This is a genomic window from Butyrivibrio sp. WCD2001, from assembly GCF_000424485.1.
GTDB lineage: Bacteria > Bacillota > Clostridia > Lachnospirales > Lachnospiraceae > Butyrivibrio.
Window position 1 is genome coordinate 1 of sequence record NZ_AUJZ01000006.1, and the last position, 22,422, is coordinate 22,422.

At 41.7% G+C, this 22,422-nt stretch carries 31 protein-coding genes; 6 read left to right on the forward strand and 25 right to left on the reverse strand.

The features are described 5' to 3' along the window. Positions 1-96: 96 nt before the first annotated feature. Genes G630_RS21010 through G630_RS24595 form a run of 5 tightly spaced genes read right to left on the reverse strand, consistent with a single transcriptional unit; the run spans position 97 to position 2,162 of the window. Complete coding sequence (locus tag G630_RS21010; protein ID WP_155831945.1) at positions 97-558, reverse strand: NAD(P)H-dependent oxidoreductase; 462 nt, start codon at positions 556-558, stop codon at positions 97-99. 42 nt (positions 559-600) lie between these two features. Then, the gene (locus G630_RS0106475; RefSeq protein ID WP_026498105.1) at positions 601-1,200 is read right to left on the reverse strand and encodes a DUF1349 domain-containing protein; all 600 of its coding nucleotides are present in this window, start codon (positions 1,198-1,200) and stop codon (positions 601-603) included. 2 nt (positions 1,201-1,202) lie between these two features. Then, positions 1,203-1,535 (reverse strand): SDR family oxidoreductase, encoded by a 333-nt coding sequence (locus tag G630_RS0106480; RefSeq protein WP_081667822.1) that lies wholly within the window; start codon positions 1,533-1,535, stop codon positions 1,203-1,205. Next, entirely contained in the window at positions 1,504-1,965 is a 462-nt protein-coding gene (locus G630_RS0106485; RefSeq protein WP_026498107.1) for an HD domain-containing protein, read from the reverse strand. Before G630_RS0106485 ends, G630_RS0106480 begins: the two co-directional genes overlap by 32 nt. 47 nt (positions 1,966-2,012) lie before the next feature. Continuing rightward, positions 2,013-2,162, reverse strand: a complete 150-nt coding sequence (locus G630_RS24595; RefSeq protein ID WP_155829706.1) for a hypothetical protein — start codon at positions 2,160-2,162, stop codon at positions 2,013-2,015. Positions 2,163-2,602: 440 nt separating this feature from the next. Between G630_RS24595 and G630_RS21015 the strand changes: the two genes are divergently transcribed. Further along, complete coding sequence (locus G630_RS21015; protein ID WP_022761155.1) at positions 2,603-2,950, forward strand: hypothetical protein; 348 nt, start codon at positions 2,603-2,605, stop codon at positions 2,948-2,950. A gap of 125 nt (positions 2,951-3,075) precedes the next feature. Here G630_RS21015 and G630_RS21020 read toward each other — a convergent pair whose 3' ends face one another. The 15 genes from G630_RS21020 to G630_RS0106575 all read right to left on the reverse strand — a co-directional run bounded on the left by G630_RS21020 (position 3,076) and on the right by G630_RS0106575 (position 13,441). Then, on the reverse strand, positions 3,076-3,588 hold the full coding sequence (locus G630_RS21020) for a YfcE family phosphodiesterase (protein WP_044958889.1): 513 nt from the start codon (positions 3,586-3,588) through the stop codon (positions 3,076-3,078). Positions 3,589-3,844: 256 nt separating this feature from the next. After that, on the reverse strand, positions 3,845-4,972 hold the full coding sequence (locus tag G630_RS0106510) for a tyrosine-type recombinase/integrase (RefSeq protein WP_026498108.1): 1,128 nt from the start codon (positions 4,970-4,972) through the stop codon (positions 3,845-3,847). Between the two features lie 326 nt (positions 4,973-5,298). Further along, positions 5,299-5,436 carry a hypothetical protein gene (locus G630_RS24140; protein WP_196805759.1) on the reverse strand — a complete coding sequence of 46 codons (138 nt, stop codon included), beginning with the start codon at positions 5,434-5,436 and terminating at the stop codon, positions 5,299-5,301. 296 nt (positions 5,437-5,732) lie between these two features. Continuing rightward, a complete protein-coding gene (locus G630_RS0106520; protein WP_022761159.1) occupies positions 5,733-6,044 on the reverse strand; it encodes a type II toxin-antitoxin system PemK/MazF family toxin in 312 nt (103 codons plus the stop codon). After that, complete coding sequence (locus G630_RS0106525) at positions 6,041-6,283, reverse strand: AbrB/MazE/SpoVT family DNA-binding domain-containing protein (RefSeq protein WP_022761160.1); 243 nt, start codon at positions 6,281-6,283, stop codon at positions 6,041-6,043. Before G630_RS0106525 ends, G630_RS0106520 begins: the two co-directional genes overlap by 4 nt. 104 nt (positions 6,284-6,387) lie before the next feature. Beyond that, a complete protein-coding gene (locus G630_RS0106530) occupies positions 6,388-6,846 on the reverse strand; it encodes a GNAT family N-acetyltransferase (RefSeq protein ID WP_026498110.1) in 459 nt (152 codons plus the stop codon). Then, entirely contained in the window at positions 6,843-7,529 is a 687-nt protein-coding gene (locus G630_RS0106535) for a hypothetical protein (protein ID WP_026498111.1), read from the reverse strand. Before G630_RS0106535 ends, G630_RS0106530 begins: the two co-directional genes overlap by 4 nt. Positions 7,530-7,578: 49 nt before the next feature. Next, positions 7,579-8,541 (reverse strand): alpha/beta fold hydrolase, encoded by a 963-nt coding sequence (locus G630_RS0106540; RefSeq protein WP_026498112.1) that lies wholly within the window; start codon positions 8,539-8,541, stop codon positions 7,579-7,581. Continuing rightward, on the reverse strand, positions 8,528-9,259 hold the full coding sequence (locus G630_RS0106545) for a glycerophosphodiester phosphodiesterase (protein WP_026498113.1): 732 nt from the start codon (positions 9,257-9,259) through the stop codon (positions 8,528-8,530). Before G630_RS0106545 ends, G630_RS0106540 begins: the two co-directional genes overlap by 14 nt. Before the next feature lie 16 nt (positions 9,260-9,275). Then, on the reverse strand, positions 9,276-10,754 hold the full coding sequence (locus tag G630_RS21025; protein ID WP_044958891.1) for an MFS transporter: 1,479 nt from the start codon (positions 10,752-10,754) through the stop codon (positions 9,276-9,278). Between the two features lie 197 nt (positions 10,755-10,951). Further along, positions 10,952-11,692, reverse strand: a complete 741-nt coding sequence (locus G630_RS21030; RefSeq protein WP_049946127.1) for an HAD family hydrolase — start codon at positions 11,690-11,692, stop codon at positions 10,952-10,954. Beyond that, entirely contained in the window at positions 11,682-11,846 is a 165-nt protein-coding gene (locus tag G630_RS24600; RefSeq protein WP_155831946.1) for a hypothetical protein, read from the reverse strand. The genes G630_RS21030 and G630_RS24600 overlap by 11 nt, the downstream gene beginning before the upstream one ends. 13 nt (positions 11,847-11,859) lie before the next feature. Further along, positions 11,860-12,618: a YwaF family protein gene (locus tag G630_RS0106565; RefSeq protein WP_196805760.1), complete on the reverse strand. Its 759-nt coding sequence runs from the start codon at positions 12,616-12,618 to the stop codon at positions 11,860-11,862. 28 nt (positions 12,619-12,646) lie between these two features. Then, complete coding sequence (locus G630_RS0106570; RefSeq protein ID WP_026498115.1) at positions 12,647-13,063, reverse strand: DUF3592 domain-containing protein; 417 nt, start codon at positions 13,061-13,063, stop codon at positions 12,647-12,649. Positions 13,064-13,072: 9 nt separating this feature from the next. Beyond that, positions 13,073-13,441: a hypothetical protein gene (locus tag G630_RS0106575; RefSeq protein WP_026498116.1), complete on the reverse strand. Its 369-nt coding sequence runs from the start codon at positions 13,439-13,441 to the stop codon at positions 13,073-13,075. 267 nt (positions 13,442-13,708) lie between these two features. Between G630_RS0106575 and G630_RS0106580 the strand changes: the two genes are divergently transcribed. After that, complete coding sequence (locus tag G630_RS0106580) at positions 13,709-14,629, forward strand: hypothetical protein (RefSeq protein ID WP_155831948.1); 921 nt, start codon at positions 13,709-13,711, stop codon at positions 14,627-14,629. A gap of 71 nt (positions 14,630-14,700) precedes the next feature. Here G630_RS0106580 and G630_RS0106585 read toward each other — a convergent pair whose 3' ends face one another. The 5 genes from G630_RS0106585 to G630_RS0106610 form a co-directional block, all read right to left on the reverse strand. Beyond that, on the reverse strand, positions 14,701-15,207 hold the full coding sequence (locus tag G630_RS0106585; RefSeq protein WP_022761172.1) for a shikimate kinase: 507 nt from the start codon (positions 15,205-15,207) through the stop codon (positions 14,701-14,703). A gap of 24 nt (positions 15,208-15,231) precedes the next feature. After that, positions 15,232-15,756 carry a sprT domain-containing protein gene (locus G630_RS0106590; protein WP_026498118.1) on the reverse strand — a complete coding sequence of 175 codons (525 nt, stop codon included), beginning with the start codon at positions 15,754-15,756 and terminating at the stop codon, positions 15,232-15,234. Positions 15,757-15,774: 18 nt separating this feature from the next. Continuing rightward, the gene (locus tag G630_RS0106595; RefSeq protein ID WP_022761174.1) at positions 15,775-16,356 is read right to left on the reverse strand and encodes a xanthine phosphoribosyltransferase; all 582 of its coding nucleotides are present in this window, start codon (positions 16,354-16,356) and stop codon (positions 15,775-15,777) included. 150 nt (positions 16,357-16,506) lie between these two features. Next, positions 16,507-17,400 carry a LysR family transcriptional regulator gene (locus tag G630_RS0106600; protein WP_022761175.1) on the reverse strand — a complete coding sequence of 298 codons (894 nt, stop codon included), beginning with the start codon at positions 17,398-17,400 and terminating at the stop codon, positions 16,507-16,509. Between the two features lie 305 nt (positions 17,401-17,705). Further along, entirely contained in the window at positions 17,706-19,265 is a 1,560-nt protein-coding gene (locus G630_RS0106610; protein WP_026498120.1) for an ABC-F family ATP-binding cassette domain-containing protein, read from the reverse strand. A 192-nt stretch (positions 19,266-19,457) separates the two neighbouring features. Here G630_RS0106610 and G630_RS0106615 point away from each other — a divergent pair, with 192 nt between their 5' ends. The 4 genes from G630_RS0106615 (at position 19,458) to G630_RS0106630 (ending at position 22,369) form a co-directional block, all read left to right on the forward strand. Further along, positions 19,458-20,279, forward strand: a complete 822-nt coding sequence (locus tag G630_RS0106615) for a transporter substrate-binding domain-containing protein (RefSeq protein ID WP_026498121.1) — start codon at positions 19,458-19,460, stop codon at positions 20,277-20,279. Positions 20,280-20,358: 79 nt separating this feature from the next. Beyond that, positions 20,359-21,030 (forward strand): amino acid ABC transporter permease, encoded by a 672-nt coding sequence (locus G630_RS0106620; RefSeq protein ID WP_026498122.1) that lies wholly within the window; start codon positions 20,359-20,361, stop codon positions 21,028-21,030. Next, complete coding sequence (locus G630_RS0106625; RefSeq protein WP_026498123.1) at positions 21,020-21,763, forward strand: amino acid ABC transporter ATP-binding protein; 744 nt, start codon at positions 21,020-21,022, stop codon at positions 21,761-21,763. The genes G630_RS0106620 and G630_RS0106625 overlap by 11 nt, the downstream gene beginning before the upstream one ends. 15 nt (positions 21,764-21,778) lie before the next feature. After that, positions 21,779-22,369 (forward strand): cytidylate kinase-like family protein, encoded by a 591-nt coding sequence (locus G630_RS0106630; protein WP_022761178.1) that lies wholly within the window; start codon positions 21,779-21,781, stop codon positions 22,367-22,369. Positions 22,370-22,422 lie beyond the last annotated feature (53 nt).

The following is a 22,422-nucleotide window of genomic DNA, read 5'->3' on the forward strand; positions in this document are numbered from 1 at the left end:
CCCCACCGACTATGTCGGAAGGAGTTTTCTCGCTGATACATCATAATCTGTACATGTACAAAATTGGCTTAGATTCTCCATTTTATTCCTTTCCACTTACACTATAAGCGATTTTCCCATCTCATAGGCCTTTTTGCATTCCTGCGGAAATACTGTCTCATGCCGTTCTTTCTTATGTTCAGGATCAAAGAAGGACCATTCCCAGTCAGTTTTACTGTAATCATTTAGCTGTAATGTATCTCCACTTACAAGTACAGTAGTAGGACCAACGAATTTATCGAGGGTATCCTTGTAACTGTTTAGTAGTTCTGTATAAGCCGTATCAGGTGCATTACTGGTCATTATAAGGAGAACTGGTATCACGTTCTTATTACAGCACGGTGTTTCAGCATTATAAGTAAGGCTCTGAAAAACAAGTCTCTCATATAGAGCTCTGAAAGATGCTGTTAAGTTCGACAGATAATTAGGTGAACCCAATATAAGTCCATCTGCTTCCCTTATGTCATCAAGCACCTTTGTAAGTCCATCCCTACAAATGCAATGCCCTTGGTCCAGCATTTACAACTACAATCCTCTTTGCCATCCTCCTACCTCCTTAAGTTAATCCGGCTGCTGTCCGTCATGCGCCTTCCAGACACATTCTGTTATCTGCATATCACTAAATACAGCCGTAAATGATGAATCTTCCGGTGAACATGCATATATACCAAACTGTATCTCACCACCACCCTTTTCCATATGGCAGATTCTCATCTGCTTCCACGTTTCTCCATTATCAGAGCTTTCTATACAATAATCATCTTCCCTTCTGCTGAAGCGGTACCACATGGATTTAATATCCGCGGGGATTTCTGTAGTAGCCCAGTCTGAATACCCATTATTTGTTACAACGCTCCCAAGGTGCTGGAATCTATCATTTTCATATTCTACAGATCCCTTGATCCAGTTATCGCTGTCCAGATACATAACTATTCCGCATTGATCGAATCTATGATGGCTATCCTCAAAGCTAGTCTTTACTACAAAGCTAAAGAACTTATCACTAGTCTTCATCTGATATACAGGGGCATTATCATTCCGGAAATGATAATAAGTTCTCTGCCACAAATCTGTATGAGGAAGTGTGGTAACAGAAATCGTGCCATCCTTTATCTCAAAACTCTTTGGCTCTCTTGTCCATCTAAATTCATTCAGATCCATCGTTATTCTCCCTTACTGTAATTCCAACCATGTTCTCCGTGATATATCATAAGTTTTGTCATTCCACCATCAATGCAGATATTCTCTCCATTAGTGAAACCTGCTTTATCTGAACACAGAAACATCACCATCTCTACTATATCTTCCGGCTTTCCAACTCGCCCAACAGGCTGCTGAATAGCATCAAGTCCTGTTATGTCAGATCCAGTTATATCGATCCATCCAGGAGATATACTGTTAACTCGATCTTTTCCTGCAAGACTTCCATCCCTTGTATATACATCTATGTATTCCATGAAATGGTCACAGCCCCAATTCTTTGCAGAGAGCGTCATATCTCTTCTGCTCTTTTTCTTTTACAGGCTTCGATGAATCTTTAAAACAATGGTCGATAACATCTGCATCCTTTAGAAGCTCATCCATCGGAGAATCTGTCACAAGTTTATCATCGTGATGATATATTGCAGAACAAATGATATCAGTTTCTTCTTTTGAAGTGATGCTAAGTTCTTCAAGGACCTTTCTTGCCAGATCTGCTCCGAGATGGGCGTGATCATCGTAAGACCCACTCTTATATGCATGAAGATCGTGAAGCATTCCTGATATAGCACCTAATTCCTCATTAAGTCCGCGCTTCTTTGCGAGAATTGTTGCCGCAAGTGATACGCCGTAAAGATGAGCTGTTGCGCTAGTCCTTTTGTCTGAGTCAGTAATGTTAGCAAGTTCCTTGTCGATATATGTCCTCAAATCTTTTAATCTACTCATGTGTACCTCCGGATGCTATGAATTATTTTTTTAATAAATTGGTATTATTACATTTCATCTTCTGTTTCACAGGGGCGGTCTATGATAAAATCCCTTGCATCAAGCTCCTCTTCTTCTCCAAAAAGATTGAGTTGCTTTGCTCCCTGTATCATTTTGTTATACTCATTCTGCTCTTTTTCAGATAGTTCTCTTGCCACAGATAAATTTCCTGCCGGTTAAGTGTTGCAAAGTGCTCTTTTATTATATTCCCTTATTGATTAATAGGCGAGACCAGACAATGCTGAGTTCTGGAACGTCTCGGCACCACCTGGCCTCTGTTGTTTTCTTATGTGTGGGTAAAGGTGTTCCTTTCCCTGTATCAATATTTTAAGATGTCCTAAGCTCGGATTTATATCAGCAAAAGTACCAAAAACAGCCGTTACTGAAAGATATATCCAAACTGAGTTTCAAATTGAAGTAGTTGAATGAACAACTTATCCTGAGAGCGTATTTAATCATACTTCACTTAGCGATCCAAGGGAAATTACACGGATCACAAAAATTTAAGAAAGTGTTCTATTGCAAGATGAGCAATTCAGGGTTATTATTAATGAACATAAGTTCGAGAACATACATTCGCCATTATGAGGAATTGCTTATGGAAAAGAATTATACGATTTATGCTGTGGATTTTGATAATACGCTCTGCTACTCAGCTTGGCCGGAACTCGGAGATCCCAACATCCTACTAATTGAGTATTTGTTGAAAGAAAAGGCTGCTGGAAACAAGCTGATTCTCTGGACATGCAGAGCTGGAAAACCTCTTTCAGATGCCATTAAGTGGTGCAGGGATTACGGACTTACTTTTGACGCGATAAATGACAATTTGCCGGAAGTTGTAGAGTTTTACGGCAACAATAGCCGGAAGATTACCTGTGATATTTATATTGATGACAGAAACGCATACATAGATCCGGACGGCAAGCTTCAGGGAGTTGCGATATAAGTCTCCTTCATGCGTGCAGCCCAAAATAGAATTAGGAGTTTTTTATGAGCAGGATTATTGATGAAGTTGATGTTATCTATAAGGTACCGTCACTGTGGCAGGCTCCCGGTGGCGGTGCTTTGGGGTTATAGATCTTCTCCTATTTCTTTGATTTCTGGGATAATCTCGTAGTCATCCGTAACTGTTATAACTGCATATGTAGGTTTGTCACCTGTGACCTGGGGATAGCAGATACTTCCGGGGTTTACTAGAGTAATGCCGGCTTCCTTATCCTTTACTATCTCTGCATAGTGGCTGTGACCAAAAAGGACAAGATCAGCGCATCTTGACTTGGCTGCTTCCTTTAAGGTCTTAAGGCTTTCCTCATATTTTACGTTGTAGGCATTTCCGTGTGTTGCCCATACGCTTAAGAAACCTGCCTTGAATTCTTCATCAGTGGGAAGGCTGTTTCCAAAGTCGCAGTTACCACGGACTATCTTTACCTCATAAGGCGGATTTTCTCCCGTTATGGAAGAAATGGAGTCCTGGATATCTCCGCAGTGGACGAGGATATCAAAGGGTGATTCTTTTTCGATAGCCTTTTTAGCATATCCCGGATAGCCATGTGAATCTGATATTACAAGGATTTTTACGTTCATAGTGATATTTCCTGTTCATTATGATTTGCTCTTATCTTATTTCAGCCCCTCTAAAAAGTTCTTTACGGTATCAGCCGCATCTCTTCCTTTTTGTTCCCAGTCAGTCGACTCTGCATACTCTCCAAGTATTATATGTAATCAGAGTCACTTAGATTGATGCGCACAATTACGCGTATAATTACATGTAATTGTGTTAAATAAGGACTTTCTGCCATGTTTTACTCTTATGTCCCTCTAGGGTATTCATCATTAATTCCTATGATTTGCCCTCTAGTTGCAACTTATATTCCTGCAAAGTATTCCTTGAGCTCTCAACTTCTTTTTCTACGGCCTTGGCATACACAGTGGTAGTGGTGACTGACGCGTGATTAAGCCTTTTTTGCACAAGTAACAGATTGTAATTACTTGCTTCATATAGTGACATTGCAAAGCTTGATCTGAGTTTGTGAGGAGATATGAGATGGGCTTTATTGGGAAGAGCAGCCTTCACATATTTCTTCACAAGCGTCTCAACAGCCCTGACACTGAGTCTTTCGCCCTTTGTGGTAGTAAATGCAGGTAGTTCGACCTCTGAGGTATAAGGGAATCTGGCTTTCTGTGATTCAAAATAGTCCCATAAATATCCTGCACATTCGTCAGAATAGTAGGCATCCTGCTGATCGCCGCCTTTTCTGATGACGGTAACTTTCCCTTTATTCAGATCAAAATCGACTATATTGGTGTTAAGCATCTCGGATACACGAAGCCCGGTATCCAAAAGCAGCATAAACATTGCAGCATCACGTTCTGCATATATGCTGTGATATTTTCGCGTATTATCGCCAAGCCCTGTGCCATTGATTACGGTATCAATCAGTTTATTCTGTTCTTCAAAATCCAGATATATGAGTTTTTTCTTGGGAATATCAATTTTTCTGGACGCAAGGACCGGATTCATTGTGACCTTACCATTGCTCAAAAGGTATGAATAAAAAGCGGATATAGTGGCCTTTTTTCTCTTTAAAGTGGCTTCACTGGTTTCATCATCCTTTTTCTTTGGCCCTGTAAGGGAATTTTTCTTAGGCCGCATACTTTTTTCATATGCATCATCCGTTCTTTTAAATCTTTTATCCTTAGTATTCCGCAGCGTTGCGATGAAATTATCGATATCCTCGGGAAGAAGTTTTCCAAGATCATCCGTAGTAATATCGATCATTTTCTTATCACAGAATTCCGGGTGAAAATTGATCAGATATTCAAAAAACACGAAAATATCGCGGCTATATTCAAACATAGTTGCAGCTTTGCCGCGTCCGCTATATCTGTTTATAAAACTGACCACATAATCCGGCATATCTTCAAGCAGTTTTGAGGTTCTATCAGTATAATTTATTCCTTCAGACATGTTATTAATCCCCATAAAATAACTGTTTTTTCATCAAAAATCTCCTATATTTATTTTATCATAATCTTATGTATGCGTAAAACTGTTCTTTTACGCATAGCTAACATATTCTTTTCTACCCAAGCTATTAATCGTAGAAGCTATCTAAACTTTTAGCTGATAGTTCACGAATATTTCTCGTTTTTCATAATATAATCCAATTCATACCATGAAATGCTATAATATACCTGTAGTGTGAGTTTTTTAATAAGGACAAATACTCTATGATGAAAAGCATTTCCGCTATCCGAGCATTAAAAAAAATCCACGCCGCAATATAACGGTTGTTATCGTAGCTGCTCTAGTATTTCCGCCTGTTCCTCTGCCGGCAGCTCAGAAAGGTATATGCAGTACTCATTTGGATATCCCCCGACAAACTTCATATGCTCCATACTTATCTGTTTCGGATCAGTAATCCATAACACCTGCTCTCCCCAGAAATTCTTTCCATATCCTGCTTGTATATATTGTATTTCTGTAAAAAATCAAGTATTTCCATCGTGGTCTCCTCCACAAGTAATCATAGAAATCATTGTATCACAGAGTCAAGGCAGGACGGAATGCAAAGAACATGCAATATTTGTGCAATATAAAAATAGTGACCACCTCTCACAGTGATCACCATTTTCCATTTTATCTTTCAAATATTACTCCAAGAACAACCCCGGGCATAAGAACCCCAACCATGTACTGCCATCTTTTCAGCGGAACATGACTACTATTAATCGTACTCAAAAATTCCCTGCACCGCATCCGATACATTCATAATGTCCTCATATGCAAGAAAATCAACTCTATTACACCCTCTTGCCCTAGGATCTATTGCTTTAAACTGCTCACAAATTACAGTTCCAGACTCACCCTTTTTCCCGCACACCGGAATATGTAAAGGCCCGGCGTGAATATTAGAAAGCATAGGGCATACATGAAATATACCTGTTGCCTTTATAAAAGCATTTTTGCTAACTATAACAAACAGCTGTCTTTTGAAACCTGTAATCTTTATAATATCCCCTTGATTAAACTCGCTCATAAAATCTCTCTCCCTACCGGTTCGCCCCAATCAAAATCACAAACCGTTATTTCACCATTAAACTCTGCAAGTCTTTCTTCAAAAGTTTTATGAACAAACTGTTTTCTAAGAACAATACTGTCATTTTCTATTTCTATATCCAACACATCAGAAACCTTTAACTGCAATTTTTCCAAAATATCCTTAGGAATTCGTATTCCCTGGCTATTGCCCCAAGCCCTTATTGCAACCTGCTCCATGTGATCACCTCCTTTTATTGTATATACATTATGCCGTATATACTCCATGTGTACAATCACCTGATATAGCCCCCATAATAATGAGATATGAGGGCTAGTTCATGCTAATTTATTTTGATTGTCATGGGATATTTCAATTTCATCTCTTCCATTCCGCATTCGATAAGGTCTGTATCTTCGAAACCTACGGACTTATATAAGTCTTTAGCCACTGTATTCCCCGGTGCAACTCCGGTGTATATATCCGGCGGATTGAATTTTTCTTTTATATATTCAAGGCCCAATACAAGCGCCTGTCGCCCATACCCCTTATTCTGGTATCTATAATCGATAAGGAATTTCCACAAGGTATAATACTGCTTCACCTCGTAATAGCCCATCATGATAAAACCAACTAAGATATCGTCTTCATAGACAGCAAACGGATAAGCATTTTCGGAATACACATATGCCTGGGCAAGCGATTCCGCAACAGTAGAAACAAAACTCTGCTGGTCCTCTCTTACAGAAAGTTCTATCAATTCTTCGATATTATCCCGTGTAACGGATTCTAAATGGATCATAACCTCAAACCGCCTTTATTATATTCCTTTACTTCGCTTCCACCCCACTCAACAACGGTAAACCCGTTTCTGGAAGGAGTGATTATTTCTTCAGGCTGAGCAATTTCCACAGGGTTGTCACAACCTGTATATGTCATATATACACGGATCAGCGTGTCCGGAGAAGGATTTATCAAAAGCTTTGCTTTCTCCAGATACTGTGAGTTATCAAAAGAAATCAGATTATAGCTGTTCTGGCTAAGCCTTGGAAGCCAGAAAGTGATGAAATCGTCTTTTTCCTTGTCGGTCAGTCCCAGCGCGGTTAGTTTATCTTCGAGGAAGGGGACGAGATCTTCCTTAGCCACACAGTCTCCGCTGGTAATGGTATAGTTTCCGTTATGAGTTCCTTCCCAGAAAAGGTAGCCATATTCCTTATCACTTATACTTATGGTACCGTCTTTATCAGCAATAAAATTCCATGTGTTATCTGATGAAAAGTCGGGATAAACCGTGGAAAATACTCCGTCATAGTCTATAGACGCAGATATTGCAGAATTGTCTTCCGTAGGATAGAAGTACATAACAGGTTTAAGATCTCCATCTTCATCGCTTGTTACTTCTCCTGAATTATTGCAAGCTGATAGCAGCATCGACATAGAGAAAATAAGAGCTGTTAGAATAACGTGTGTTTTTGTTTTGCGCATAAATCCGACTCCTTTCCGTTAATATCCTGAATTTTAAATGGTTTCAATATCAATCCCTATCTATAATCTCCAGTACCTGCCTGAAATATTCATTACGCGTTTCTTCCTCTGCATTGAAAATCTCATGCCTCGAATCCTCAAAAGCAATAATCTTCGCACCGGGAACCTTCCCTGCAAATTCCGTATAACCATCGGAATCAATCAGATGGTCCTGACCTGCAGTAAATACAGTTATCGGCAGCGCGAGTCTTGAAGCATTTTTGAAAATCCTGTCATACACCTTATAGCTTGCCAGCCCCCAGCCAATGGAGGCGCCATAGGTCTGATAATGCTCGTCCTTTAATCGCATCTCAAACATATAGTCATAGCGGGCTCTGGACTTAGTACTGCTTGTCTCAAACACAGACACCCCATCAAAGTGCTTCTGCCCCGGCGCCATAGCTTTGCGCTTACCAAATAGAAATGCATAGATACTAAGCAGACTGCACAACAATTTCGAAGGAACCGACTTCATCTTAAGCATAGGAGAACTTAGAATAGCCTTGTCAAAATAACCCGGATATTTCTCGAGGAAAAGAGTACCCACAGCGCCTCCCATGGAATGCGCAATAAGAATTCGCTTCTTTTCAGGAGTAGCAGGCATAACCACCTTATCCATAAAAATATGAAAATCTTCGACATATGTATCGTAATCATCGATATAGACGACATCCGGCTCCTTCATCTTGCCCTCAGAGTAGCCGTGTCCTCGCTGCTCCGGGAAAAAGAACCCAAATCCGGCCTGGTACAGATACCAGACATACTCATGATATTTTCCGAAGAATTCACAAAAGCCATGAGCAAAGACAACTACCTTAGTCGAATTTTCAGGTATGGCAAAATAGTAATTAAGCGTAGCCCCGTCAAAAGACTGAAATTTTCCCTGTTTTACATGGGTCTTTCGAAACTCACTGTTTTCAGTTTTCATTATCCGGATGAAATCATCTTCACCCAGGAAATTAACCTTGTTCATAGATTTTCCTTGCCTTATCGGGATAGTTGGTAATTACGGCATTTACGCCCATATCACGGCATTTAATCATGTCCGCCTCTTTGTTGACTGTCCATACATTAACGTCAATCTCAAACATGTTGCAGTCATCCATAAAATCAGGATATTGCAGATTATATAAAGCCGGATGGAGCGCATCTACTCCATTTTCTGCGGCGTATCCGGGCATGTTAAGATGGCCGTCCGCATATAGGAAACCAACCTTTGATTCAGGGCTTATATCCTTAATTTTCATCACTGAGTAATGGTTGAAAGAAGAATAGATAACTCTGTCCGAAAAGCCCTTTTTCTTCACAAGTTCGACGATTTTATCCTCCAGATCGGGATAGAATATCTCCCCGGTCTTGAGTTCGATGTTTATGGTAAGTCCTGTCGGTGCCAGTAAATCAAACACTTCTTCCATAGTGGGAATATGTACACCTTCATAAGCCTGATTGCCATTACAAAAATCAAACTTAAGCAGTTCTTCATAGGTGTAATTCTTGATAAAACCCGCACCATTACTGGTTCTGTCTATGGTTTCATCGTGACAGACCACAATGACATCATCTTTTGTAAGCTGAATATCAAGCTCAACTCCGTCAGCTTTCATGTCCGCAGCCATTTTGAATGCGGGAAGTGTGTTTTCAGGCGCATAGCCACTGGCTCCTCGGTGAGCCCATATCAAAGGATAGCTCATAGTTTTACCTTCTTTCTTATTTTTTATTTGAATTCTTTATATCCCACAGATTATCGTAAGCAAAACCCGTGACTTTCTCGCAGATACGCTTCTCTTCTTCTGTCGGAGCTGATGAATCTTCACCTTTTCTGCGGGCGATGTCCTTCTGAATTACTGCAAATTCTTTGCCGGTTATAGGGAAAATCACCGCCACAACAAACAGAAGTGTTATCAGAATTGCAGGACATATAATGAAAATCAGGGATATACCCTGCTGAGTTCCCAGAGACTGACATCCGCCGCTGTTGGCGATCACTTCATCGTAACCTACCGCAGATAAAAGAATTCCGATTACTGCTGCAGATACGCCTGCGGAGATTTTTCTTATAAAGGTAGCCATACCCGAGACGATACCGGGTCTTCTGATTGAAGTGATAAGCTCGTCAACTTCAGCCATATCAGCCATTATCGCAAATATACTGGTGAGAGTCGCAGCGTTACCGATTCCGATAAGAGCTGTCAGAATCAGTATCAGAACAATACTTGCTCCTTCATAGGAAAAGGCCAAAAGTCCCAATGTTCCAAGGAGTCTTATGGGTGCTCCAATGAGTATTGTTGTTCTCTTGGAGGTTTTACTCATCACAGGTCCCCAAATCAGCATGCCGACAAGCTGCGAGATCAGAAGAACCGCCATCAGATAGGTAAAGTAACCGTTTCCATATCCGTTTAGAACATCATCCACATAATAAACAGCCATACCGGAAACAAAGTCCATTCCGCACTGTCCAAAGAGATAGAGACCAAGGAAAAGCCTGAAAGATCTGCTCTTTAAGACACTTACAGATTGAGGGAAGCTCTCGGCAAGAGTTGTGTTAATGGGCTCTTTTTTCTTTTCCCAGGTTCCAAAGAAAGTAACAAGTGATGTGCACAGGAAAAGAACGCTGAAAATAAATGCGCATTTCATATATAGTGATTTATTCAGCGTATCTGTAATTATGAATGTAGGTATGAGTCCGCATACCATGGATCCCAGGGTTGACCAGATCATGCGGCAGTTGGAGAATTTTGCGCGCATTGCATAGTCATCCATCATGTCAGGAAGCAGCCCGTAATATGGAACAAAAAGGATGGTAAAGCCCGTTGAAAACAGGCAATACATAAACAGATAAAAGATATAAAGAATAACAGGTGATGTGGTCGGAATGCTCACCCATAGCAGAAGAAACGTAATCGCCGAAGCAAAAGCACCAATAAGAATATAAAATCTTTTAGGTCCGAATTTTGATGTGGTTCTGTCAGTAATATTGCCCATCATGGGATCTGTGATGGCATCCCACACTTTTCCCACAAGCGGGATCGTACCTGCAAGAGCTGCAGGCATACCAAGAGCCTTGGTCATAAACACCGCAAAAAACGTGTTGATGATGACAAAGGCTCCCCCGTTATAAAACTCCGCCATGCCAAACATCATTCTGTGAAGAAAATTATAATTGGGTTTTCTCCCGTAATACTCCATATGCTTCCCCCTAAACCTTTCTCTTTTTTATATTGTATGTAGAGCATTCCTATAGTTGATGTTCTACTAATATATTTTATATCAAAAAAGGCGGGCTGCATATTTGGAATTGATGCTTAGCAGTTACCTCTTACTAATTTGTATTATCCCGGAGCAATATGATTTTTGCTCTAATTTAACCTGCGGAAATTCTTTCCTTATCTCCTCAATAAACTCAAAATATTTCCGTCATCAACAATATTGACTCTATCAGTATCCGCATGGCATATCTTAAGATCTCGCTGTATTTCCTTCTGCGTGTGAGCATAGGTATTCAGGTAGATTGCATCAATACCGGCGGCAGTTGCAACGCCCACATCCGCAAGAACTTCATTGCCGATCATTACCGATTCTTCTTTCTTTAAACCGTGTTTTTCAAAAAGTGCAAGAAGAAACCTTTCATCGGGCTTCTTTACACCCATATCGGATGAAATGAAGATGTCGTCAAAAAAGTTAGTCAGATTTGTATCCTCAAGCTCCTTCTCCGTAAAAAGTCTTTGAGCATTGGAAAGAAGGAATACCTTTCCACCGGATTTTTTTATGGCTGTTAAAGTCTCAGCCACACCTTCATATTGTACAAGCTTGTCCCTGGATCTCTCCCTGAAGGTATTACAAAGAAGACGCATATCGGCATCAGAGCATGGCTTGCCAATAAGCCTTTCCCATACCCATTCGATCTTTATTTCGGGGAACTTGCTTCCGTTTGCTTTAGCGAGCTTTTCTTCTTCATCTCTGCAAATTCTCAGGTAATCTTTTCTGAGTTTTTTGGCATCGTACTGACATGAGAAGTTTATTGCAAGATAATCCGCCATGAATTCCCACAGGTCCGGCTGCTCCTCGTCGGTATGTATGTCTATTAGCGTTCCGTACAGATCAAAAATGTAATTCTTATACTTCATATTCATTACTTTCCTTTTGAACAAGCTTTTCCGATTTTCTTATCACATACAGTAAAAGAGTTAATGATACAGCCATCATTACAGCTTCCGTGGCAGGTTTTTCCTTGCTAAAGGTGTATATTCGTTTATCTTCTTTTTCTTCTTTGTTTTCCATATAAAAATATCCTTCAGTTTTTGCGGGCTGTAAGCTTATCAATGGTGCCCGTAACGACATACACAATAAAAAGAACTGCAAGTGTAAGCATTCCATAGCCCACAAGGTAATACTTTATTCCGAGTTTATCTGCTATAAAAGCAAGCGGAGTCCCCCTAATGGGCCAGTTTACAAAAAAGTAATTACATCCGAATGCCCTATCAAAAAGGAGAATTGGCGGAACCACAATCAAAAGAAAAATTATCTCGTAATGGATATGCCTTAGAGTCGGTTTTATTTTTCCTTCCAGCTTCAGAAGTAACGGATACAGTACAAGAAGCCCATGCCATAAGTAGCTGTAGAGATTCATGAAATTCCAGACAGGGTACAGATCCGCCCAATCAGGGAAAAGAAGCGCACAAACAGAAGCAGGCATAATGAGGATATATGCTATCTCCCCAAATATGCCCTTTATCTTCACTGATGGAACATATTCCCTTATCAGAAAGACAAATATTCCTATGCTGCATATATGGAGTGGAAGGTATCCTATCCCAAAATGTCCTACCCTTACAAGGTAGAGGTCTTTGAAAATCTCCAATATCAGCATTATCGGCGGTATTGCCTTACAGATTCTTACTTTTTTATCTTCACTGAAACGCCTAATAAGAATGGCTACCAAAACCACAAGAGCAAGGACAACAACGATGCTTATCATATGCTCTGTGCTAAACAAACCATAACCTATACCTTCAGGAAGGTCATCCTGCTGTTTCCAAAAATACTCCATCATTTTCATCACGCCATGCTTCCGGCCTGTTTCACACCTTAATGACTATAAATGCTATTATACTGGCTATGAGCAACCCTGCTGCAAGAACAAAAAATACATAGGTTGAATATTTGAATGTCTCCGCGCTGGTTTCAGTAATCATCCCGGTTTCGGGACTGTAATACATACTTGATATATCTTCATCAGGTCTGAAATCAGACTTCTCTCTCTCCTCATATTCCTGACCGTCATAAGTATAATGAACTGTATACTCATATTGGGTACGAGATGATTTCATTGATCTTATAGTGGTTTCCCTTACATCAGTTATATATGCCGGTACTTCTACGAATGTCTCTCCGAGCTTTGAGGCAATAGAGCATCCTATGCCCAAAATACACATCATTAAAGACGCAAAAAGTAAAACGCCTGATATTATCAGTCGTACCAATTTTCTGTTATTCATATTCACTCCTTAAAACTCATACTTGTTTGCTTTTTTATTATGCTTTTCAAAAGCGCTCTTGATGATAAGACCTGTTCCGACAACTATGGGAACAAACACAAGCAGTATGTCTGTAAGTGATGAATATGCAAAATAAAGGTCTGTACCAAGAATAAGCGATACAACCAAAAAGCACAGGGACAGCACCAGGCATCCCCATGTAAACTTATTTTTATTAACAATAACAGCTATCGCTGAAATAATGAGAAGTACCAGAACTATTGCAGATGTGCTTACCCTGCCGATCCTGTAGAAGCCAAATGATGATACGCGTACCATTTTGAACAGCATGAATAAGCCAATAATGACCAGTATCCATCCAACATTTCTTTTTGTCATACGTTTTTCCTCCAAAAATAACAATTCCCCCGAGCTTCAATTATATGATAAAAAACGTTTTAATTGAAGCTATTAATAATCAGATTAAATTGTCCGATATACTATATGGCTAAGGATAGCGTTTTAATGCAAATGGATTGCATTATGACGCTATTTTTGTACTTTTTAGAAAGGAGAAAAAACAAGTGACGTAATAATGGTTTGCCACTCGGCCCTTTGGGGAGTGGCGTGCACCCGAATGACAGAGGTTGCACAGAAAGGGTATATATGGAAGATCTCAACAATATCGGTGGTTACAGAAGCGTCTATATGGCTTTCGGCGCCTTTAAGGTTGGAACAGGTGCTTCCGAGGTGAAAAACACTGTAAACAGTGACTCGGAAGTTCCAAGCTTTCTTACCGCAATGAACCTTGCCACTGAAAAAGCAACTGAAACGGGGGATGTAACAAATACAGGAGATGATGCCAAAGTAATAAAGGCAAGCGAGTCAAGCCCTTACGGTCAAGGCGCATTCCTGTCATATACGAGAATAATAACTGCCAAGATGCCTTCTGACATAACAGGTGCTACGGAAAAAAGCACCGGTTCGTCAGCATTTGACGTTAGTAGCGGACAGCAGGAGCTGAAGATAACAATAAATGTGTCGGGTGGTTCCAGAATCTATACTGCATCCGGAATAGATAAGGATGGTAATTCATTCTCAAAAGAGATAGATCCCTACAGCGTTGATCCCACAAATACAGATTACGCAGGTTTTGCCACACTCTGCGCCTATATCAGAGATACGGAAGGACTTGCAGACAATGCCATGAAAGCAGTAAAGAATGCAATGCCGGAGGACATTACCGAGAATGGTAATTACCTTTACAAGGTCGGATTTGCTGCAGAAACAGATGGAAATCTTTCCGGTGCAAAGAAGCTGTTTGAGCAAATGGAGACGTTCTTTGAAAAGCTGATGAATATCGGCAGGGAAGATACTACTTCCGAAAAAACCGGCGTAACGTCCGTTTCCACCAAAAGCTATAACAATATTGTAGATGAGCTTAACTCCATGATTCAGCAAATGATCCAGCAGATGCTGAATGAAATTATGGGAAACCGTGACGATGAAAAAGATGTGGCTGACTCGAAAGAAGATGCACCTACTGCTGAGGATGCACTTGATTTAGAAAATGCTAAAACCATATAAACTAAAAGATTCCCCTCATCCGGCACTTCGTGCCACCTTCCCCCCAAGGGGAAGGCTTTGACGGGGAAGTTTTACTTTCCACCTAGTGCATGTAGAGTAAGTTCCACCACTTCTTCAAGGTTGTGATCCTTTTCCTCAATCGTGATGTCCGCATACTTTTCATAAAGCGCGCTTCTCTCGTTATAGAGGGATAATAGAGTCTGCCCTTCTCTCATGACTACTCCGCGCTGTTTCGCATCCTGCAGGCGGTTTGTCAACTCTTCCATATCCACCTTGAGATATACTACCTTCCCTATATTCTTGTAGTGTTCCATTGCCTCCTTGCCGTAAACTACGCTTCCACCGGTAGCAATGACACTTTTTTCTTCCTCTATCTCGGAATTTGTCCTGTTTTCAATCTCAATGAATTTCTCAATTCCCTGCTCTTCGATGATTTCGGACAGCCTTTTTCCTTCCCGCTTCTGGATTACCAGATCGGCGTCCACAAAGTTGTATCCGAGAATCTTCGCAAGAACAACTCCCATCGTGCTCTTACCCGAAGCCGGCATACCAATCAATATAATATTGTCTTTCTTCATTTCCTGTTTATCCAATCTCTAAAATTACAATTTAATTTCGGCTACAGTCTGCCTGGACCATGCAACTGCGCCGCACCTTGTACAACCATAACGCCTGTAATTTCTTGTGAATTTCGAATCGCGTTTTCTGTATATTTTGGCGCCGCAGCCTCTGCAGGTAAAAACATATTTTATCGCCAGCGGAGTGCTCTTGTAATCCTCTACTCCCTTCTCACTGCCCCTGGTTATGCGTTTTATGTTATAGCCGTAGATTCTATTCATAATATCCGCATTTTTCTTCCAGCGCCCTGTATGATTCATACTATCCTTGCAGGTATGCAGTATCTCATGGATCATGGTCTCCAACACGGCTTTTTCGGAAATTCGGTCATCCGTCAGAAGCGCTGATGATATCTGTATTGCGTACGTACCATCAATATTCTTTTTACACTGTCCCCATCTTGTTTTTGCTCTTTTGTTAATCTCCCAGGATACAATATTGCCTATTTGTATCCCCGCGCTTTTTACATCGCTGAGACTCTTTTCTTTTAATGCTTCAAAATCCTTCATGTAGTTCTGTTATCTCCGTTAGTCAGCCTCTCTGAAAATAATCTCGCCGTTGTCCTTCATCTCATCGATAATAGCAAGAGAAGTGACGTCGTATCCCATCTGCCTTAAGTCCGCGCCTCCCTGCTGGAAGCCCTTTTCTATGCAAATTCCTATGCCTTCCACCTTTGCTCCTGCCTGGTCACAGATTTCTACCAGTCCTTTCATGGCATTCCCGATAGCTATGAAATCATCGATTAAGAGAACATGGTCATCCGAATTTAAATATTCTCTCGAAACTGTTGCATCATATTCTTTTCCATATGTGAAGGAACTCACCCTTGATACATATACATCATCACCAATATTAAGACTCTTGGATTTCTTGGCAAAAACAACCGGAACTCCAAAGTACTTCGCTACTGCGCAGGCTATCGGTATCCCTGATGCTTCGATGGTAAGAATTCTGGTGATCTTCCTGTCCTTATACTTCTCATAAAAAGCTTCTCCTATCACTTCCAGAAGCCCTACATCAATCTGATGGTTCAAAAAGCTGTCCACTTTAAGAATGTTTCCGGGATATACCTTGCCACACTCAAGAATCTTTTCCTCAAGAATCTTCATGATTGTTCCTCCTCATAAAAAACTACTATATCCGTTCCTGCTTTTAAACACCAAAGCTGTATATTTATTATATAATAATTTGCTTTGGTAGATTTCTAAATTATTAGTGAAATAAAAAAGCTGCCCGAAGACAGCTTTTTGTATATATACTCATTTTTTGTCTTCGTCATATATCCCGTTAACCATGTTCCAGAATTCCTCTGCGACCTTGGAAAGATTACGCTTTGAGCTTTTTACCAGTACATAGCCTGCGGTGACATCCGGCTTGGCGATGCGCTTAATAACTACGCCTTTACTGATATATTTGGCGGCAGATGCGGGATAAATTGCGATTCCAAGTCCGCCTGCAGTCAGTTCGTAGGCGTTCAGCATGTGCGCTATGCGGCAGATTATCTTTGGTTCACAGTTTAAGGGTGCAAACCAGTTCTCTATCTCTTTTCTTCTGGATCTTCTGGAGGGAATAATAAGCTCATAGGGTGCAAGCTTGGCGATTTCTATGGAATCGCCTTTTTCTGTGGCAAGCGGGTGATTTTCCGGTATCATTGCAACCCAGGGCTCCGTGTAAACAAGCCGCCCGTCCAGACCCTCTTCATCGTAGGGTAGCGTTATAACTCCTATCTCGTTTAGTCCTGCATGAACTCTCTTCACAACATCGTCGGAATTTCCGTTCCACACCTCGTATTCAACAAGCGGATATTTCTTCTTAAAATCGCAGATCCAGCTTGCGAACAGTTCAGGTGCATGTCCTTCAACCGTAGCAAGGTACAGCCTGCCTGTAAGGCCTTCTCTCATCTCTCTGATATCCTCAAGAGACTGATCGGAGAGCTGCTTAATTCTCCTTGCGTACTGCATAAAACGCTCTCCCGACTCCGTAAGCTCAAGTCCTCTTGCTTTTCTTACGAACAGCTGCGTATCAAGCTCTTCCTCCAAATCCCTTATCTGACGGCTTAGCGGAGGCTGTGCAATGCATAGCTTCTCTGCGGCCTTTGTAAAGCTGCCTTCTTCTGCTATTGTAAGGAAATATCTGATATGTCGAAGCTCCATATTGCTCTCCTTTCATATATACCTTTTAGGTATATCTTACCCTCTTATATATGTATTATACAACAGCTATGCAAGGTGTTATGCTGTAATCAGATAAAGGAAATACGAAATAACGCCGACGGAAAACGGCATGAGATGAAACATATAGTACATATCTTGTTTAAGAAAGGGGGACAGGGTTATGAGACATCTTTTGAAAATGATTGAGGAAGCACTTGAAGAATACTATAAGACTTTTGCATAAAGTTTAAAATCCGCGGCCTCGCCGCGGATTTTTTATTTTATACGATATTGGTATCAGCATGTCAGATCTTAGTCGTCCACTTTGTACAATCTATTACTTCCGTAGCAAGATCCTCGTAAAATTCAGGCTCATGACAGACCATAAGCACGGTTCCCTTGTACTCTTTAAGCGCTCTGTGAAGCTCTTCCTTAGCATCTACATCAAGGTGGTTCGTGGGCTCGTCGAGTACAAGAATATTGGATTCCCTGTTCATAAGCTTACACAGGCGAACCTTTGCCTGCTCACCACCGGAGAGTACTTTACATTTGCTCTCTATATGTTTGGTGGTAAGACCGCATTTCGCCAGTGCCGACCTCACTTCATACTGAGAAAATGACGGGAATTCATTCCATATCTCTTCGAGACAGGTAGTCTCGATGTCAGGCGACATTTCCTGTTCAAAGTACCCGATTTCAACGTTCTCACCCCTGGTAACCTTGCCTAAAATAGCTGGTGTTATTCCCAGAATGCTCTTTAACAGTGTGGTTTTACCGATTCCGTTCGCACCGGTAAGTACCAGAAATGAATTTCTCTCAATTGCCAGATTGAGCGGTTTTGAAAGCGGCTCATCATAGCCTATTATGAGATCCTTGAGCTCAAACAGGTATTTCCCCGGTGTCCTAGCTGTCTTGAAATAGAACTCCGGCTTGGGCTTTTCCTGGATCTTCTCTATAAGCTCCATATTATCGAGCTTTTTCTGCCTTGCCATCGCCATGTTTCTTGTGGCAACTCTTGCCTTATTCCTGGCGACAAAGTCCTTTAAATCCGCAATCTCCTGCTGCTGTCTGTTATATGCAGCCTCTCTTTGTGCCTTCTTTACCTCATAGACTTCCATAAACTTATCGTAATCACCCACATACCTATCGAGACTGTGAGTCTGTCCGTCCATGTGATAAATGATATTCACAACATTGTTTATAAATGGAATATCATGCGATATTAAAATAAAGGCGTTTTCATATTCCTGGAGATATCTGGTCAGCCATACGATATGCTCCGCGTCCAGATAGTTTGTGGGCTCGTCCAGAAGAAGAATATCCGGCTTCTCCAATAATAGCTTTGCGAGAAGGATCTTGGTTCTCTGGCCTCCGGAGAGCTCCGTTACATCGCGCTCAAGGCCGAGTTCCAGGAATCCCAGCGCTCTTGATACCTCTTCGATCTTGGAATCTATCAGATAAAAATCGTGATTTGTCAGAAGGTCCTGGATAGTTCCCAGCTCTTCCATATACTCCTCAAGCTGCTTTTCATCAGCCTCACCCATCGCATCACATATTTCATTCATGCGTTTTTCCATATCAAAAAGAGGCTCGTAGGCTGAAGCGAGGACATCTCTTATCGTCATACCCTCTCTGAGGACTGCATGCTGATCAAGATAACCGACCTTAACGTTCTTAGCCCATTCGATATTGCCGGAATCAGGCATTAATTTACCGGTGATTATGTTCATAAAGGTGGATTTGCCCTCACCGTTTGCACCAACAAGTCCTATATGCTCCCCTTTGAGGAGTCTGAATGACACATCATCAAAAATGGCTCTGTCTCCAAAACCATGTGTCAGATGTTCAACATTTAAAATACTCATTTAGCTGCTCCTTTCTATCAATACAGTATATTGCATGGCGGCAGTCATTTGAAGAGCGAATTAAAACCTTGCATTACAGCCGAAAATCCGCTATATTATCAATATCAAAGACAAGGGCGTCTGCTATTTCGATTAGCCGATGCCCCATTTTTTTAGATAAATTCCAATCGTACACGGAAGGAGTGAGAGGTTATGAAAAAGAAATTGTTCGGTATTGTAATGGCATGTATGATGGCTACTGTAGCCGGCTGTGGCGGCGCTTCAGGCGAGTCAGCACAGCCTGCATCAACCACTGATGAGGCAGCTGCAGAGGCTCCCGCAGGCGATGCTTCGGGCAAAGTTTGGAAAATCGCTACAGATACATCCTTCAAGCCATTTGAGTACACCGATGACAGCGGTAATTTTGTCGGAATTGATATGGATATTCTCGCAGCTATCGCTGAGGATCAGGGCTTTAAATATGAGATGCAGATTCTTGGTTGGGACGCTTCAATCGCTGCTTGCCAGGCAGGTCAGGCAGACGGTATGATCGCCGGCGCATCCATCACAGATGAGAGAAAAGAGTCCGGCTGGATCTTCTCAGACGGCTACTATGATGCAAACCAGAGCATGGCTGTAGAAGCATCTTCAGACATCACAGGCTTTGACGGACTTAGCGGCAAGTCTGTTGCTGTTAAGACAGGTACCATGAGTGCTTCCTATGCTGAGAGTCTTGCTGATCAGTACGGCTTCACCGTTACATATTTTGAGGATTCACCGACCATGTATCAGGCCGTTGTAGGCGGACAGGTTGCTGCAACCTTTGATGACACACCGATCATGGCTGCCAACATCAAGGATTCCGGACTCTCCATGAAAATCGTAGACGGAACAGGTAATGATCCTGCTCAGTACGGCTTTGCTATCTTCAACGCAGACAATCAGGAGCTTGTAGACCTGTTCAACAAGGGACTTGCAAACATCAAGGCAAACGGAAAATACGACGAGATCGTTGCTAAATATCTTGGTGAATAAAACTAATTATTATTGCCTGCAAAAAGCCTCATTATGGGGCTTTTGCAGGCTATTGTGTATTTTTATGAGGAACAAATAAATGGTTAAGATTATTACAGTATATGGCGGTATGCTGCTGGTGGCTCTCGGAAGAACACTTCTTCTTGCCCTTCTGGGCCTGTTTTTTGCATGCATCATCGGTATGATCTTCGGAATAATGGGTGTCATTAAAAACAGAGCCTGTAACATCATTTCCCAGATATTCGTAGACGTCATAAGAGGCGTTCCTATGATTGTTCTGGCGTTTTTTGTTTATTTCGGAGTTCCGTACTTTTTCAATACAATCATCGGAGGCTTTTCAATAAGCCTGACTGCACTTCAGGCAGGAACAATCTGTCTTGCACTGAACTGCGGCGCATATATGGCTGAAATTGTCCGCGCGGGTATTCAGTCAGTTGATATCGGTCAGATGGAAGCAGCTAGATCACTCGGTCTCACCTACGGAATGGCTATGAGAAAAGTCGTTCTTCCTCAGGCTATTCGGACCATGATTCCCACTTTCATCAACCAGTTCATAATTACACTTAAGGATACCTCGATTTTGTCGGTAATCGGCTTCCCGGAGCTCGTCAACACCGCTAAAAATGTACAGGCGAACACCTTCATGTCCTTCCAGACATGGGCTATCGTCGGAATCATGTACCTTATCGTTATAACTATCCTTTCACGAAGCGCAAAGGTGGTTGAAAGGAGGCTCAGCGTTGGCAGATAAAAACGAAATCAAGATAAAAGTTCAAAACTTAAAGAAATGCTACGGAAGTCTGGAAGTACTTTCAGACATTTCCGCAGAAATACATAAGGGAGAAGTGGTCTGTGTAATAGGCCCCTCCGGTTCCGGAAAATCGACCTTTCTTCGCTGTCTCAACAAGCTTGAGAAGGTTACATCGGGAACAGTTGTTATTGATGGAAAAGATATCACTCAAAAGCAGATAAACATCAATCATGTCCGCGAAAACATCGGAATGGTTTTCCAGCATTTCAACCTTTTCAACAATCTGAACATATTGGACAACCTGACTCTGGCTCCCGTTCAGCTCAAAAAGTGCAGCAAGGATGAAGCCGTAAAGAGGGCCAAGAAAATGCTTGAGAAGGTCGGTCTTGCTGACAAGGAATCCAGCTTCCCCAGCCAGCTTTCAGGCGGTCAGAAGCAGCGCGTAGCTATCGCAAGAGCTCTTTGCATGGAACCTGACATCATGCTTTTCGACGAACCCACCTCTGCTCTCGATCCCGAAATGGTAGGCGAGGTTTTGCAGGTTATGAAAGACCTTGCGGCAGACGGAATGACCATGGTTATCGTAACGCATGAAATGGGCTTTGCGCGTGAGGTGGCCGACAGGGTTATCTTCATGGATGCGGGCTATATCGTTGAGGAAGGAACTCCTCAGGAAGTTCTCCTTAATCCCAAAGAAGAAAGAACCATAGATTTCTTAAATAAAGTCTTATAAATAACGGTGGAATTTATGAAGAATATAATAACTATAAGCAGACAGTTTGGTGCCGGCGGAAGCACCATCGGCCAGGCTGTCGCTGACAGACTTGGATTCTATTATTGTGACAAGGATATGATATTAAAAGCTGCTATCGAAAGCGGTAACCTCTCTCCGGAGGAAGTCCGCTACTACGACGAACGTGTTCCTACAGAGTTCGGCTTTGGCCAGAGTCTTTTTGATTTCTATAACAAGCCCCTGGATGAGCGCCTTTTCAATGCACAAAAAGAAGCGATAAAAAAAGTCGCTGAAAAGGGTAACTGCGTAATTGTCGGAAGAAACGCCAATATCATTCTTAAAGAGTACGATCACACTCTCCACGTATTCATCGCTGCCTCAGAGCATTTCCGCCTGCAGCGCATGCGCGGAAAAATGCCCGGTGTCTCTGATGAGAAAATTCTCGAGCATATGCATTCAGTTGACAGGACCAGGAAGAAATATTGTAAGCACTACACCGATACCACTTTCGGAAGCGCCGAATTCTATGATCTGGCGGTAAAGAGTTCAACGTTAGGCATTGACGGCTGTGTTGATCTTATATGCAAGGCAGCGCAGGATACCTGATATAATAACATCCAAAACCATTAAAAAGGCCCCGGAGCATGATTAGCTCCGAG